General features: G+C 69.1%; 16 protein-coding genes and 1 pseudogene. 14 read left to right on the top strand and 3 right to left on the bottom strand.

Features of this window, described 5'->3' with window-relative positions:
- Positions 1-10: 10 nt before the first annotated feature.
- On the bottom strand, positions 11-1,795 hold the full coding sequence (gene metG, locus C3E87_RS05230) for a methionine--tRNA ligase (protein WP_076060251.1): 1,785 nt from the start codon (positions 1,793-1,795) through the stop codon (positions 11-13).
- Positions 1,796-2,021: 226 nt separating this feature from the next.
- Here metG and C3E87_RS05225 point away from each other — a divergent pair, with 226 nt between their 5' ends.
- From C3E87_RS05225 to C3E87_RS05155, 14 genes and pseudogenes are all read left to right on the top strand, one after another.
- Positions 2,022-4,121: a pyruvate formate lyase family protein gene (locus C3E87_RS05225; RefSeq protein WP_233120717.1), complete on the top strand. Its 2,100-nt coding sequence runs from the start codon at positions 2,022-2,024 to the stop codon at positions 4,119-4,121.
- Positions 4,122-4,134: 13 nt separating this feature from the next.
- Complete coding sequence (grcA2, locus tag C3E87_RS05220; RefSeq protein WP_076060246.1) at positions 4,135-4,386, top strand: autonomous glycyl radical cofactor GrcA2; 252 nt, start codon at positions 4,135-4,137, stop codon at positions 4,384-4,386.
- Complete coding sequence (gene pflA, locus C3E87_RS05215; RefSeq protein WP_076060243.1) at positions 4,383-5,240, top strand: pyruvate formate-lyase-activating protein; 858 nt, start codon at positions 4,383-4,385, stop codon at positions 5,238-5,240. Before grcA2 ends, pflA begins: the two co-directional genes overlap by 4 nt.
- A 35-nt stretch (positions 5,241-5,275) precedes the next feature.
- On the top strand, positions 5,276-5,584 hold the full coding sequence (locus C3E87_RS05210; RefSeq protein WP_076060241.1) for a hypothetical protein: 309 nt from the start codon (positions 5,276-5,278) through the stop codon (positions 5,582-5,584).
- Positions 5,581-7,197 (top strand): hypothetical protein, encoded by a 1,617-nt coding sequence (locus C3E87_RS05205; protein ID WP_076060239.1) that lies wholly within the window; start codon positions 5,581-5,583, stop codon positions 7,195-7,197. The genes C3E87_RS05210 and C3E87_RS05205 overlap by 4 nt, the downstream gene beginning before the upstream one ends.
- Positions 7,197-7,979, top strand: coding sequence for a hypothetical protein (locus tag C3E87_RS05200; protein WP_076060237.1), 783 nt, complete (start codon positions 7,197-7,199; stop codon positions 7,977-7,979). The genes C3E87_RS05205 and C3E87_RS05200 overlap by 1 nt, the downstream gene beginning before the upstream one ends.
- The gene (locus C3E87_RS05195; RefSeq protein ID WP_143570901.1) at positions 7,979-8,413 is read left to right on the top strand and encodes a hypothetical protein; all 435 of its coding nucleotides are present in this window, start codon (positions 7,979-7,981) and stop codon (positions 8,411-8,413) included. The genes C3E87_RS05200 and C3E87_RS05195 overlap by 1 nt, the downstream gene beginning before the upstream one ends.
- Positions 8,414-8,530: 117 nt before the next feature.
- On the top strand, positions 8,531-9,142 hold the full coding sequence (locus C3E87_RS05190) for a hypothetical protein (protein ID WP_143570900.1): 612 nt from the start codon (positions 8,531-8,533) through the stop codon (positions 9,140-9,142).
- On the top strand, positions 9,139-9,522 hold the full coding sequence (locus tag C3E87_RS05185) for a YchJ family protein (RefSeq protein WP_076060231.1): 384 nt from the start codon (positions 9,139-9,141) through the stop codon (positions 9,520-9,522). Before C3E87_RS05190 ends, C3E87_RS05185 begins: the two co-directional genes overlap by 4 nt.
- A gap of 87 nt (positions 9,523-9,609) precedes the next feature.
- Positions 9,610-9,929: pseudogene (locus tag C3E87_RS05180) on the top strand (SulP family inorganic anion transporter); the annotation flags it as partial.
- Between the two features lie 176 nt (positions 9,930-10,105).
- Positions 10,106-10,924 (top strand): ABC transporter ATP-binding protein, encoded by an 819-nt coding sequence (locus tag C3E87_RS05170; RefSeq protein ID WP_076060229.1) that lies wholly within the window; start codon positions 10,106-10,108, stop codon positions 10,922-10,924.
- A complete protein-coding gene (locus tag C3E87_RS05165) occupies positions 10,921-11,553 on the top strand; it encodes an ABC transporter permease (RefSeq protein ID WP_076060227.1) in 633 nt (210 codons plus the stop codon). Before C3E87_RS05170 ends, C3E87_RS05165 begins: the two co-directional genes overlap by 4 nt.
- Entirely contained in the window at positions 11,550-12,215 is a 666-nt protein-coding gene (locus tag C3E87_RS05160) for an ABC transporter permease (RefSeq protein ID WP_076060621.1), read from the top strand. The genes C3E87_RS05165 and C3E87_RS05160 overlap by 4 nt, the downstream gene beginning before the upstream one ends.
- A gap of 22 nt (positions 12,216-12,237) precedes the next feature.
- The gene (locus tag C3E87_RS05155; protein WP_076060225.1) at positions 12,238-13,158 is read left to right on the top strand and encodes an ABC transporter substrate-binding protein; all 921 of its coding nucleotides are present in this window, start codon (positions 12,238-12,240) and stop codon (positions 13,156-13,158) included.
- A gap of 104 nt (positions 13,159-13,262) precedes the next feature.
- Here C3E87_RS05155 and C3E87_RS05150 read toward each other — a convergent pair whose 3' ends face one another.
- Both C3E87_RS05150 and C3E87_RS05145 read right to left on the bottom strand, forming a co-directional pair.
- Positions 13,263-14,186: a ribonuclease HI family protein gene (locus tag C3E87_RS05150; RefSeq protein ID WP_076060223.1), complete on the bottom strand. Its 924-nt coding sequence runs from the start codon at positions 14,184-14,186 to the stop codon at positions 13,263-13,265.
- 59 nt (positions 14,187-14,245) lie between these two features.
- Positions 14,246-15,136 carry a GNAT family N-acetyltransferase gene (locus tag C3E87_RS05145; protein WP_076060220.1) on the bottom strand — a complete coding sequence of 297 codons (891 nt, stop codon included), beginning with the start codon at positions 15,134-15,136 and terminating at the stop codon, positions 14,246-14,248.
- Positions 15,137-15,183 lie beyond the last annotated feature (47 nt).

The following is a 15,183-nucleotide window of genomic DNA, read 5'->3' as shown; positions in this document are numbered from 1 at the left end:
ACCGAGCGGGCTACTCCGGGATGGGCGCGAATGCCGGGCCGGTCTGGCCCAGCTTCTCGTCCAGCTTCGTGAACAGCGGCGAGGGCTTCTGCAACGGCGTGCCGGCGACGATCGGGCGCGAGTCCCACACCGCCAGCTGCGACGCGTAGTCGCCCTGCAGGGTGGGGTAGGTCAGGTCGCCGTCGGTCACGTCGACGATCTGCGGCTGCGCGGCCCACACACCCTCGTTGCCGAGCGCCTCGAAGATCTGCTGGGCGGCGTGCGGGAGGTACGGGGTGAGGAGCGTGTTGCAGTCCGAAATCACCTGGAGCGCGACGTGCAGGACGGTGTCGCGGCGGGCCGGGTCGTCCTTCAGCTTCCACGGCTCCATGTCGGAGATGTACTTGTTGGCGAGGCCGACGACACGCATGGCCTCGGTGATACCGGCCTTGAACCGGCGGGCGGCGATGTGGTCCCCGACGGTGTGGAAGGCCTCCCGAGACGCGTCGAGCAGCGCCCGGTCCTCGTCGCTGAGCTCGCCCATGGCCGGGATGGCTCCGTTGTTCTTGTGCGCCATGGAGATCGAGCGGTTGACGAGGTTGCCCCACTCGTTGGCCAACTCGAAGTTGGTCCGGCGGACGAATTCCTCCCACGTGAAGTCCGTGTCCTGGTTCTCGGGGCCGGCCACGGCGATGTAGTAGCGCAGCGCATCGGGGCCGAACTCGTTGAGGAAGTCGCCGACGAAGATGGAGGCGCCGCGCGAGCTGGAGACCTTCGAGCCGCGCATGGTCATGAACTCGGAGCTGACCACTTCCGTGGGGAGCCGCAGCTCGCCGAGCTCGGGACGGATGGTGCCGCCCATCGTGCCCTGGCCGTTGGCGCCCAGCAGGATGCCCGGCCAGATGACGGAGTGGAAGACGATGTTGTCCTTGCCCATGAAGTAGTAGGAGGAGGCCCGGTCGTCGTTCCACCACTTGCGCCACGCGTCCGGGTCGCCGGTGCGCTTGGCCCATTCGATGGATGCCGAAAGATAGCCGATGACGGCGTCGAACCACACGTAGATGCGCTTCATCGGGGCGTCGCGCCAGCCGTCGAGCGGGACGGGCACGCCCCAGTCGAGGTCACGCGTGATGGCGCGCTCACGGATCTCCTTGAGCAGGTTGTGCGAGAACTTCAGCACGTTGGGGCGCCAGTCTTCCCGCGAATCGATCCACTCGGCCAGCTGCGGTGCGAGCTTCGGCAGATCGAGGAAGAAGTGTTCGGTCTCCACGAAGTTGGGGGTCTCGCCGTTGACCTTGGACTTCGGGTCGATGAGGTCTGCCGGGTCCAGCTGGTTGCCACACTTGTCGCACTGGTCACCGCGGGCGTTGTCGTACCCGCAGATGGGACACGTGCCCTCGATGAAGCGGTCCGGCAGGGTGCGACCCGTCGACGGCGAGATGGCGCCCATCTGCGTCTTCGCGACGATGTAGCCGTTCTCGTAGAGGGCGGTGAAGATCTCCTGCACCACGTGATAGTGGTTCGGCGTGGTGGTGCGCGTGTACAGGTCGTAGCTGAGGCCGAGCCCCTGCAGGTCCGAGACGATCTGGCCGTGGTACTTGTCCGCCGTCTGGCGAGCCGTGAGGCCCTCTGAATCGGCCTTCACCTGGATGGCGGTGCCGTGCTCGTCCGAGCCGGAGACCATGAGCACGTCGTGGCCCGCCATGCGCATGTACCGGGAGAACACATCGGAGGGAACCCCGAAGCCCGAGACATGACCGATATGGCGGGGGCCGTTGGCGTAGGGCCAGGCAACGGCAGCAAGAACGTGACTCATGCGCGTCATCCTATCGTCGCCGCCACATGGCGGCGATGTCGCCGAAACCCGCTGATGTCGGCGCCCCGGCAAACGCTCGTTCCGTCTGACCACTGGAACCCGACCTCCGGGTTCCATGCCGTGTCGTGGGAGTTTGTCCAAACCCTGCGCCCCCATACGGGGCCCCAACGCTCAGCCACCATGCCCGAATCGCTTAGTCCTACAAATCGTCGTAAACTGTTCCCTCGTGACGTTGAACGTAGCCGAAGACACATTGGTAAACGACCCCACCGAGTGGGACGGATTCACAGAGGGCCCCTGGCGGACCCAGATCGAGGTGCGGGACTTTGTCCAACGCAACTACACCCCGTATGACGGGGATGCCTCCTTCCTCGCCGGCCCCACCGAGAAGACGACTGCCACCTGGCAGCGCCTCGAAGACAACTACCTCTCCGTCGAGCGCCGCAACCGCGTGTTCGCCGTCGACGCCGAGATCCCGGCCGACATCGACGCCTTCCCGGCGGGTTACATCTGGAAGGGCGATGACGTGGTCGTCGGCCTGCAGACCGACACCCCGCTGAAGCGCGCCATGATGCCGTTCGGCGGCTGGCGCATGGTCGAGACCGCGCTGCGCGAGGCCGGCGCCAAGCCGGACGAGCACGTCAAGGAGATCTTCACCAAGTACCGCAAGACGCACAACGAGGCGGTCTTCGACATCTACACGCCGCGCATCCGCGCCGCGCGCTCCTCGCACATCATCACGGGCCTGCCGGATGCCTACGGACGTGGTCGCATCATCGGCGACTACCGCCGCGTCGCCCTCTACGGCGTCGACGCCCTCATCGAGGACAAGAAGCGCGCCAAGGACGCGGTCGCCGACGAGGGCTTCAGCGAGCACTGGGCCCGCTACCGCGAGGAGCATTCCGAGCAGATCAAGGCCCTGCAGAAGCTGAAGCACCTGGGCGAGATCTACGGCTTCGACATCTCGCGTCCGGCCAGCACCGCCAAGGAGGCCGTGCAGTGGACGTACTTCGGCTACCTCGCCTCCATCAAGAGCCAGGACGGCGCGGCCATGTCGATCGGCCGGCTGTCGGCCTTCCTCGACGTCTACTTCGAGCGTGACCTGGCCGCTGGCCTCATCACCGAGACCGACGCGCAGGAGATGATCGACGCACTGGTCATCAAGCTGCGCATCGTGCGCTTCCTGCGCACCATCGACTACGACCAGATCTTCTCCGGCGACCCCTACTGGGCCACCTGGTCCGACGCGGGCCTCGGTGAGGACGGCCGCTCGATGGTCACCAAGACCTCGTTCCGTCTGCTCCAGACGCTGCGCAACCTGGGCCCCGCCCCCGAGCCGAACATCACCGTCTTCTGGGATCCGGCCCTCCCCCAGGGTTACAAGGATTTCTGCGCGGCGATCTCGATCGAGACCAGCTCGCTGCAGTACGAGGCGGACGACCGCATCCGCGACTACTGGGGCGACGACGCGGCCATCGCGTGCTGCGTGTCGCCCATGCGGGTGGGCAAGCAGATGCAGTTCTTCGGCGCCCGCATGAACGCCGCCAAGGCGCTCCTCTACGCCATCAACGGTGGCCGCGATGAGATGAGCGGCAAGCAGATCGTGGAGGGCTACGAACCCGTCACGGGCGACGGCCCCCTGGACTTCGACGACGTGTGGCACCGCTACGAGCAGGTGCTGGACTGGGTGGTGGCCACCTACGTGGAGGCGCTCAACATCATCCACTACAGCCACGACAAGTACGCCTACGAGGCGATCGAGATGGCGCTGCACGATTCCGAGATCCTGCGCACGCTGGGCTGCGGCATCGCCGGCCTGTCGATCGTGGCGGACTCGCTGTCGGCCATCCGCTACGCCACCGTCACCCCGGTGCGCGACGAGACGGGGCTCGTGATCGACTACCGGACCGAGGGCGACTTCCCCCGCTACGGCAACGACGATGACCGTGCCGACGAGATCGCCGCCGTCGTGGTGCACACGATCATGCAGAAGATCCGCGCGCAGCACCTCTACCGCGACGCGCTGCCCACGCAGTCGGTGCTCACGATCACCTCGAACGTGGTGTACGGCCGCAACACCGGCGCCTTCCCGTCGGGCCACAAGGCCGGCGCCCCGTTCGCGCCCGGCGCCAACCCGGAGAACGGCGCCGACTCGCACGGCATGCTCGCGTCCATGCTGTCGGTGGGCAAGCTCGACTACCACGATGCCCTCGACGGCATCTCGCTGACCAACACCATCACCCCGTCGGGCCTCGGCCGCGACAAGACCGAACAGGTGAGCAACCTCGTCGGCCTGCTCGACGCTGGCTTCGTGCCCGAGAACTAAGGAGAACCCCCAGATGTCAGTCAAGACCTTCGATGAGCGCCTGGCCACGATGAAGGCGTCGCGCGACGAGCGCTCGCACCAGCCCGGCCTCTTCCACGCCAACATCAACGTGCTCAACCGCGAAACCCTCGAGGACGCGATGGAGAACCCGGACAACTACCCGAACCTGACCATCCGCGTCTCGGGTTATGCCGTGAACTTCGTGAAGCTCACCAAGGACCAGCAGCGCGACGTCCTGGCCCGCACGTTCCACGGGAACGCGTGACCACAGAAGAGCTACCGGTGCTCGACGTCCCGCGCCTGCGCGCGACGTCGGGCACGGCCGGTATCGCGTCGGCCGGCGACATGACGCACGCCGAGCACATCGCTGCTGTCCGCAGCGGTGAGCTCGGCTCCGTGCATTCCTGGGAGCTCGTCACCGCGGTCGACGGGCCGGGCACCCGGCTGACGGTCTTCCTGGCCGGCTGCCCGCTGCGCTGCCTCTACTGCCACAACCCGGACACGTATTTCACGAACAAGGGCGAGCCCGTCCTGCTCGACGACATCGTGGCCAGGGTGCGCCGGTACCGCGGGGTCTTCCGCGCCACGGGCGGCGGGTTGACCCTGTCCGGCGGCGAACCCCTCTTCCAACCCGTCTTCGCAGGACGCCTGTTGCGTGCCGCGAAGAAGATGGGCCTGCACACCGCGCTCGACACCTCAGGCTTCCTCGGGCGCAACGCGTCCGACGAGTTGCTCGACGACGTCGACCTCGTGCTGCTGGACATCAAATCGGGTGACCCGGACACCTACGTGCGCACCACCGGGCGCGAACTGCAGCCCACGCTCGACTTCTCCCGCCGCCTTGCGGAGCGGGGCAACCGGATGTGGATCCGCTTCGTGCTCGTCCCCGGCCTGACCGACGACGTGGCCAACGTCGACGCGGTCGCCGCGCATGTCGCGACGCTGGGTGACGCCGTCGAACGGGTCGAGGTGCTGCCGTTCCACCAGATGGGGCGCGACAAGTGGGAGTCACTGGGCATCCCCTACGAACTTGCGGACACCGAGCCCCCGTCGAAGGACCTCATCGAGCGGGTGATGGGCCAGTTCCGGGCCCACGACCTCCCCACGTTCCGCGGCTAGCGTCGGTGACCCCTGCCCTGCATAGGGTCAGGGGCATGGGTGAGGGCTACAAGGTCGACTACGGCGCGCTGGGGCAGACCGCCGACGACGCGCATGCGCTCGCGGCGGATGCGCCCGGCGCCACGAAGGGCATGCGCCTCAACCGGGTGGTGGCTGCGCTGCCCGGCAGCCTGAGCGCCGGCCGGGCCGCCGAGACCGACGCCGAGTGGGTGACCTCAGCGGAACAGTTGACGACAGACCTCCTCGGGTTCGCCACCGCGCTCGAAACCACCGCCCGCAACTACCGGGCCGCCGAGGATGCCGCCACCGAGTCGGCGACGGGCTTCTTCGGAGGCCGGCCGTGAGGTGGTCCGACGGCCTCGCCCTGCAGCCCGTCGAACTACGGGCCCAGGCCCAGGGCCTCCTCAACAGCCACTCGGCCCTGACGCGGATACACGGGCAGCTGGAGTCCCACGACTTCTCCACCTGGGACGGCGACGCCGCCGCCCGGGGTCGCGAGGCCCACCGCACACTCACCAGGTCCGTGCGGCGCCGCGTCGACGAACTGCCGCCCGTCGCGAGCGCGCTGGACAGCGCCGCCGGCACCTTCGACGACATCCAGCACGCGCAACACAGCACCCTCGACAAGGCCCACCGGTGGGGTTTCTCCATCGGCGACAGCGGCGGGATCACCAACGAACAGGGCTTCAACCTCGACCCGCGTCGCCCGGTGGTCAGGATGCAGCTCAGCGCCTCCGTCGTCTCGCTGCTGTTCCGGCTGAACGCCTGCGACGCCTCCCTCGCGGCGAAGCTGTGGGTGGCCGATGCGCGGAGCACGATGGTCGGCTGGGGCGATGCCGCCGTCGACGGCGGGCGCTGGATCGGAAACCGGGTCGGCGAAGGCATGGAGTGGGCGGTGGACACCGCCACCAACGCGGCCGTCAGCGTCCAGGAGTTCTTCGACCGCCGTGCACTGGCGGTGGGCTCTGCCTGGGATCGCTGGGCGGAGCTGGGAGACAACCCGCCGCAGTGGCTGGTGGACTGGCGCCAGAACGGAGAGGTGCCCTACCTCTCGCAACTCGGCGCCTACGCCATCACGCGGCTGGGGCAGGGCGCAGGCCTCGTCGGCAACGCCGTGGTGGGCCGGGACCTGCAGATCTTCGAGGACGGCACGCCCTACGTCGGGCCGGTGCAGCGCAGTCCCCGGGAGAGCAGCTACGCGGGCCTGTCAGATGTCATGGAGACCATGATGAAGGCCTATGACACTGGGGGCGCCGAGCGCACTTCGGTCACCGTCACCGCCGTCGAGGACGGGAACGGCGACGTGCGCTACGTGGCCGCCATCTCGGGCACCGCGCACGCGATGACGACCATGGAGGGGTGGGCCGGGCAGCCGTCGGGGCTGGACTGGGCCGCCAACTTCCTCCACCACGGCGTGGGCCCCACCTCTGCCACGCATGCCGCGTCACAGGCCATCCAGGACGCCATCGCCGAGGACCTGGCCCACCGCAGCGCCAACGGGTTGCCGGTACCGAGCGGCCGGCCGGAACTGCTGCTGACGGGGCACTCGCAGGGCGGGATCGTGGCCGGGCAGTTGATCACGGACGACCAGTTCCTCAGCGGCGTGGACGTGAAGGGCATCATCAGCGCGGGCGCGCCGACGGAGTCGCTGAACATGCGGCCGGACGTGCCGGTCTACAACTTCCAGACCCAGTACGACCCCGTCCCCCGAACAGACGTCAACGGATACCGGCTCGACGGCACGAGGGATGTGCCCGGCAACGTGACCAACATCACCCTCGACCACTCCGGCTCCGGTCCGGCGGACTACCTGCCCACGTACACCCACCTGCAGGACACCTACCGGCAGGACGTGGCCGCGTTGGGCCCGGTCCAGGCCCTGGAGGAGAGCTACGGCAGCTTCTTCAACGGCACGACCACCACCTATTCCGTAGAGTTCGGGCGAGAGGTGAAGTGATGACCGACGAGACGATGGTGACCCAGGACGGAATCCGCGTGGGCCTGGTGGGGTTCGAGACCTGGGCCGCGGCCATGGAGCAGATCCGCGACGACACGCTCCCCCATGCAGACGAGGACACCCTCGCCGGCTGGGAGGCCGCGGGCATCGTCACCCCGCGCGGCCTGGCCGCCGACTGGGGCCTGGCGTTGCGCGTCGCGCAGCGGGCGCGCGCCGGGATGGAACTCGTCTCCGTGTTCCAGGGCGTCGCCTTCGACGCGATGGTCTTCGTGCTGGGCGACGACATGGTGACGGTCACGTCGCGAGCTGCGGTGGCGCCCGCCGAGAACGGGTGGCAGGCCACAGGCGTGGATCCCATGCTCGAGGTGGCGTTGGCGCCGTCGTCGGATCCGTGGCTGTTGCTGCGCCGCGCCCTTCCGCCGCTGGATCTCGCGCGCGCCCAGCCCCGGCTGCCCCGCGGCGACGAGGCCGTGCCGTTGATGTTGAAGCTGGAGGAGGTCCCCACCGCCTGGGAGTACGAGCGGAACCTGTTCGCCCAGCGCCTCCTACAACTTCCCACCCTGCCCGCGGACGTCCGCGACGCCCTCGAGCCTGAGGCCAGCGTCTTCGCCTACGCGGTGGGCGAGCCGAGCACCGGCCCCTCCGCGTCCAGCGACGCCTGGGCCGTCGGGCGCAACCTCTACTACATGGTGCCGGGACGCACGGGCATCACCCAGGTGCCGCCCGGCCAGTTGGGGGCGCAACTCGTCTCCAGGCTTGCTGCCGCGGCCGGAGGACGTTGATGCAGCGACGGGCACTGTTGATGGGAGTCGGTGTGGGGGTTTTCGGACTGTTCGGATGCGGATCCAAGGACGCGGACGTCACAGACGAGGAGTGGAATCGACGCCTGGTCGAGGCGCTGGAGCCGCTGGACCACGTCGAGGAGTTGACGGACTTCAACTACTCCATGCAGGGGGCGTTCGGCGGGAGGGACTCGGCCTGGGTCTCCGGCACCGTCCGCTCGGACACCAACGACCCCGCCACGAACGAGGCGCTGCTGGAGGAGGTAGGCCGGCAGATCGCCACCGTCCACCGCGACAACGGTGCCAGGCGCTCGTCGATCATGGTTCACGTCCTCAGCCCGAACCTCACGAAGTACAAGTTCGAAACGATGTTGGACGTCGATCTCGCCACGCTCGACACCCTCGCTGCGCACTACGGCATCGCGCGTCGCTGAGCGGCGTCCGTCCGTGGTCCCAGCCCGGATCCTCCTTCGGTCCAGCGCAACGGCTCGTGGGTACCGCAGTGCTGACGTCCACAGAAGCCACCGGGGATCAGCCCCTAGGGTCGGGGCATGAGGTTCCTGACATTTCTTGTGCTGGCGCTACTGCTGGGCGGCTGTGGCGTCGCGACCCAGCGGGCCGAGCCGGCCGTCGAGGCACCGCCGGAACTGCCGCCCGAGGTACGTCTCCCGGAGCCCGAGCCATCCCCCCGGGGCGTGGAACCCCTGGACCAGGACCCGCCCGTCGAGAAGAAGCCCCAGATCGTGTACGTCGACGAGGAGCCGCCCTGCTCTGAAGGTCAGGCGTTCTCCGTTGCCTTCGTCGGCTACGACGCGGCGCTGGGCAGCCGCTTCCACTGGGCGCGCGTGCGCAACTGCACCGACGAGACGGTCACCCTGCCAGAACCCGTCCTCCGCGGCCGGGACCTGGGCAACATCTGGGGCGACATGATCACCGCACCAGCCTCCGGTCCTGAGCCCAGCCCGCTCCTCGAGCCAGGCGCCTCCGCGCTACTGACCCTCAAGTGGCTCAGCAACGGTCGCTGCGAGCGAGGAATCCAGGATCTGCGGCTCGTGCTCGGCGGGGAGTCCTTCGACTCGCCGGAGAACTGCCTTCAGCTAGGTGGTAGCTTCGCCCCTGAACGCGAGGCCGACATCACCTGGACCTGGGGAGACAACCTATGAGCGCACCGCTGCCGTGCCCCTGCGACACCGGCAAGGTCTACCCGGCCTGCTGCGGCCGCTTCCACGACGGCCGCCCGGCCCCCACGGCCGTCGCGCTCATGCGGTCGCGCTACTCCGCGTTCGTGTTCGGCCTGAGTGACCACCTCATGGAGACCTGGCACCCGACGACGCGCCCACCGTCGATCAGCCTCGACGACGGCACCCAGTGGTCCGGCCTCGTGATCGAGCGGACCGAGCGGGGCAATGCCTGGGACGACGAGGGCACCGTGCAGTTCGCGGCCACGTTCCTTTCGCCCGATGGCATGGGCGTGTTGCAGGAGCGCAGCCGCTTCACCCAGGTGGACGGCCGCTGGTATTACGTCGACGGCACGCTGGGCTGACCCGAGCGCCGCCCGGCCCGCCTCCGGTCCGGACGCCCCTTCGCCGGGGGCAGATTTTTCGCGCACGCCGCCGCTGTCAGTAAAGTGCTGCCCGAACTCCTCATCCCCCAGGTACCGTTCACGCTCGAGACGCTGCGCATCATCGCGCCGTACGCGCTGGGCATGGCGCTGGTGGGCCTGATGGAGTCGCTGATGACCGCCAAGCTCGTCGACGACATCACCGACACACACACCCACCAGACCCGTGGGGCTGGGGCCAGGGTGTGGCCAAAATCATGTCCGGCCTGTTCGGCGGCATGGGCGGCTGCGCCATGATCGGCCAGACGATGATCAACGTGAAGGTCTCCGGCGCCCGCACGCGCATCTCCACCTTCCTGGTCGGCGTGTTCCTGCTCATCCTGCTGGTGGGCTTCGGCACCGCCGTCGGCCTGGACCCCTCGTGGGCGGCCGCCACCAGCGACTCTCGGGGCAACTCGGCGCCCACTGACGCCGTAGGGGCCGGGCAGAGAGCCGGGGTAGTGCGGCCGGACCCGCTGGTGTGCGCCGACAATGTGGCTAGGATCGCAAGCATGGCGGTGGCCGCGTGATCGAATTCGAGCAGGTCTCGAAGCTGTACGGCGGCCAGACGCCCGCCGTGGCAGAGTTCAGCGCGCGCATCCCCTCCCACACCACCACCGTGTTGGTCGGCTCGTCCGGATGCGGCAAGACCACCCTGTTGCGGATGGTGAATCGCATGGTGGAACCCACTGCGGGGCGGGTGCTGATCGACGACGAGGACGTCGCCGGCCAGGACCCAGTCGCCCTGCGCCGACGCATCGGCTACGTGATGCAGAGCGCGGGTCTCATGCCGCACCGCACCGTCGTCGACAACATCTCGACCGTGCCCCGCCTGCTGGGCACGACGCGGCGCGACGCCCATCGACGTTCGGCAGAACTGATGGAACTGGTCGGCCTCGACGCCGGTCTGGCTGGTCGCTACCCCGCGCAACTCTCGGGCGGCCAACAGCAACGCGTCGGCGTGGCCCGCGCCCTGGCCGCTGACCCCAACATCCTCCTCATGGACGAGCCGTTCGCGGCCGTCGACCCCATAGTGCGCGCGGACCTGCAGAACGAACTTCTGCGCCTTCAGGCCGAGTTGGGCAAGACCATCGTGTTCGTTACCCACGACATCGACGAGGCCTTCTTGCTGGGTGACCAGATCATCATCCTCGAGCAGGGCGGCCACGTGGCCCAGCGGGGCACCGGTCCGGACATCCTGGCGGCACCCGCGAACGCGTTCGTCGCGGAGTTCCTGGGCCTGGGCAGGGACGCTCGGGCGCTGCACATCGTGGATTCGGCGGAGGGCCGCATCGTCGTCGATGGCCGTGGCCGCGCCGCGGGGAGACTCGCGGAGCCGTCGTGACCTGGATCGCCGCGAACCTCGACCTCATCTGGGAGCGCACGCTCGCCCACCTCGCCCTCGCGATGCCCGCCATCGCCGCCAGCTTCCTGGTGGCGCTGGTCATCGGCGGCTTCGCGGTGGGACGGCGGCGGATCCGCGCCCCGCTGGTCACTGGCGCTGCGCTCCTGTACGCCATCCCCTCGCTGCCGCTCTTCATCGTGCTGCCTGCCCTGATCGGCACCGGCGTCCGCGACAGCCTCAACGTCATCGTCGCGCTCACGCTGTACGGGCTGGCGTTGATGGTCCCGGCGGTGGTCGACGCGCTGCGCGCCAACGAGAAGGGCCCGGTGGACGCGGCGAGGGCGCTCGGTTACACCCGGGCGGCGCGGTTCCTGACGGTCGAGTTGCCGCTGGCCGGGCCCACGCTGCTGGCGGGCCTGCGCGTCACCTCCGTCAGCACGGTGTCGCTGGTGACCGTCGGTGCCGTGCTGGGCGTCCCCAGCCTCGGCATGCTGTTCACCGACGGGTTCCAGCGCGGGATCACCGCGGAGATCCTCACCGGCCTCGTCATGACGGCCGTCGTGGCGCTGGTCCTCGACGCGGCCTGGGTGCTGCTCGGACGCTGGCTGATGCCGTGGCGGCGCGCATGAGACACCTCATCGACGCCGTCGTCTGGCTCACCGACCCCGCCCACCTGATGGGCGACGGCGGGGTGCTGCACCGGGCGGTGGAGCACCTGACCTACTCGGTGGTGGCCGTGGCGATCGCGTGCCTGATCGCGGTGCCGGTCGGCTGGTTGGTCGGGCACAGCGGCCGGTTCGACGGCCTGACCGTCGCGACGACGGGGACAGCCCGCGCCCTGCCCACGCTCGGGGTCCTCACCCTGGCGGGCCTGGCCTTCGGGGTGGGCCTGTTCGGGCCGATGGTGGCCTTCGTGATCCTCTCCGTCCCGTCCATCCTGGCCGGCGCCTACGCCGGGATCCGCGCCATCGAGCCCGCCACCATCGACGCGGCACGTGCCACCGGGCTCAGCCCGAGTCAGGTGCTGTGGCGGGTGGAGGTGCCGCTGGGCCTGCCCCTGCTCACCGGCGGCATCCGCTCGGCGATGCTGCAGGTGATCGCCACGGCGACCCTCGCCGCCTACGTCGGGGCAGGAGGTCTGGGGCGGCAACTCTTCCTCGGACTGCGCACCCAGGACTACCCTCAGATGCTCGGGGCCGCGCTCGCCGTGATGACCATCGCGCTGATTGTCGACCTCGTGTTCGCCTGGCTGCAACGCCGGGTGACGCCCGCTGGTATCAGGACCCCCTGACCACCTCCCGGAAGGAACCACCATGACCGCCCTCCGCCTGACCATCCTCGCGGCAGCCACCGCCCTCGCCCTGGCCGGCTGCGCATCCACAGACCCACTCGGCCAGCCCTCCGCCGACGCCACCTCGGCTCAGCCGGAGGGCGGGCAGACGCTCGTCGTCGGCTCCCAGCAGTACTACTCCAACGAGATCATCGCCGAGCTGTACGCCCAGGCGCTGGAGGCCGAGGGGTACACGGTCGACAGGCAGTTCCAGATCGGGCAGCGCGAGACCTACCTGCCGGAACTGGAGGCGGGCAAGATCGACGTCTTCCCTGAATACACCGGCAACCTGCTGCAGTACGTCGACGCCGAGACCACGGCCCGCACCGCCGATGAGGTGAGCGCCGCCCTGGCTGAGGCTCTTCCGGACGGGCTGCGCGTGCTGGACCCGGCCGAGGCCACGGATCAGGACTCGTACACCGTGACGGCGGCCTTCGCCGAGGAGCATGGCCTGACGGCGATCGCGGACCTTGCCGGCGTCGGGGAGCCGCTGAAGATGGCCGCGAACTCCGAGTTCGCCACCCGCCCCTACGGCCCGGAGGGGGCGAAGGAGATCTACGGCGTCGACATCGAGGTGCTCCCGGTGGAGGATTCCGGTGGCCCGCTGACGGTTCGGGCGCTGACCGACGGGACGGTGCAGGTGGCCGACATCTACACCGCAGACCCGGCCATCGCCGCCAACGACCTGGTCGTACTGGAAGACCCCGAGGGCCTGATCCTGCCGCAGCAGGTGGTTCCGCTGGTCTCCGACAAGGTCGATGAGGCCGCCGAGCAGGCCATCGCATCGGTGAACGAGAAGCTCACCCCGGAGGCGCTGCGCGAACTCAACGCCCGCAGCGTCGACGAGCAGCTGGGCTCAGAGGAGATCGCCGGCGACTGGCTCGAGGAGAACGGCCTGCTCTGAAGCTGAGACGCCAAGAATGCTCCCTCGCGGGGACTGCCCAGCGTGACCCCACGCAGGGCGCCCTCCGCGAGGGAGCTTTTTCTCTTGAGCGAGGCGCCGCCCGGTCAGCCGACGGCGTCGGCGAGCGTGACCTGGGCGAACCGCATCAGCCAGCCGTCGGGGGTCTGCTGCCACAGCGAGAAGCGCAGGCGGCTGAGGTCGTCGCCCTGGCGCCAGCGCACGCCCGCAACTCCGTCGGCGTAGGTGTCGACGGCGAGCACCTCGAAGCGCGACGACGTGGGCTGCCACGCCCCGTGCGCCTTGTGGACGATCTGGCCGTCGAGCGCATGGGCGACGAAATGGGGGTGGAGCAGCGCGCCGAGCGCCCGGGAGTCGCCTCTCACCTCGTCGTCGAGGAGTTCACGCGTGAGTTGCAGGAGCTTGGCCTTGACCCGCGGTGAAGCGGTGCCGGGGCATCCGCCGGCCGGGCCAGAGGGCGCCGGCTCGGGCTCGCCGAGGGAGAACAGGTCCGGCTCCGGATCTGTGGACCCGATGGCGAACTCCTGCTCCCTCGATTTGGGGGCGGCGGCCGACGGGAAGCCCGGGCCGGGATCGAAGGCGACACCCTGCTGGAACGCGAACGCGGCGGCCCTGGCCCGCTCGTCGGCCGCTTCGTTCATTGCGTGCCCTGCATGACCCTTGACCCACTCGAAGTGCAGGTTGCGCCCCTGCATCGCCACGTCGAGTTCCTTCATCAGTTCGACGTTGAGGACCGGCTTGCCATCGCCCTTCTTCCAGCCCCGGCGCTTCCACCCCGGCAGCCATTTGGTCAGCGAGTTGATCACGTACTGCGAGTCGCAGAGGATGCGCATGGGCTCGTCGACGTGCGCCGTGGACTGCAGCAGGTCCAGCACCGCCATGAGTTCACCCATGTTGTTGGTGCCGTGCGGCCAGCCCCCGGAGGCCCACGCGTCGTCGCTGATGTACCAGGCCCAGCCTGCCGGGCCTGGGTTGGAGAGGGAGGAACCGTCTGCGGCAGCAACAATCACGCCCGACACCCTACCGCCGCCCCGAGAGTTGGCGAGCGCGGGCGAACGCTACGAAGGACTCATCCGGCGGTGGGCGGGAAGAGGTAGGCGTAGGTGTGGTGCTCCACGAAGCCCTCCTTGGCGTACAGCGAGCGGGCGGCGGTGTTCTCCTCCCCCACCTGAAGGGCGACGAAGCGGCACTCCACCGAATCCACCAACGCCCGCGTCATCGCCCGCCCCCAACCGGTGCCCCGCAGTGCGGGAGCGACCTCGACCGACGAGATGACCGCCCACGAACCCCACAGGGCGACGCGCCCCACGGCGATGCCCGGGATCTGCGCATAGGTGGCCGGGGCGCTGGTCATCTCCGCCACCAGGTCGGCGTCCGTGCGGCCGCCACGCCAGATGGAGAGCCACCCCTCATCGGGCTCAGACGACTTCTTGACCTCGACGTGGTCATACGGCAGGTCATCAGCCCGGGCCACCATCACGACGGTGGGGCCACGCAACTCGTAGCCCGCGGCCTTGGCCAGGACGATGACAGGATCACCCATGACCACCTGCAGGATGGTGGGCCGGCCGCGCCACTCGTCGGCCAGTGTGAGCGCCTCGTTCCACGGCATCCCGGGGTCGCCGCCCACCAGGGTGGAGTTCGCCCGGGTGGTGCGCCGGTTGCCGTCGCGGAGGACCCAGCCGCCCAACCGGGCGCGACGCAGCCCGGGCCAGGTACGGTCCAGCATCCGCTGCATGGCGTCGGGGGGCGAGGCCGGCAGCACAGTGCGTTCGGGGACCCGTTTCAGGTTCTTCACCATCGAGCGTTGCAGCCACACGGCCGGCTTGTCCTCCGGGAGCACCACCAGGCGGTCGTCGTCGGCGGCGATGAGGTGGCCGACCAGATCTGAGGCGCGCCCGTCCGCGTCGAGATGCCGCAGCGTGATGCGCGGCGCTCCGGCGGGGACCTCGATGATCATTGCGCCAGATTACTTCACCGCCCCCGCCCCCTCGGGCCCGTCTCTTA

The organism is Tessaracoccus sp. ZS01, assembly GCF_022342445.1.
In the GTDB taxonomy this organism is placed as follows: Bacteria; Actinomycetota; Actinomycetes; order Propionibacteriales; family Propionibacteriaceae; genus Arachnia.
Note: the sequence above shows the minus strand (reverse complement) of the source record. Positions and strands in the feature narration are given on the sequence as shown.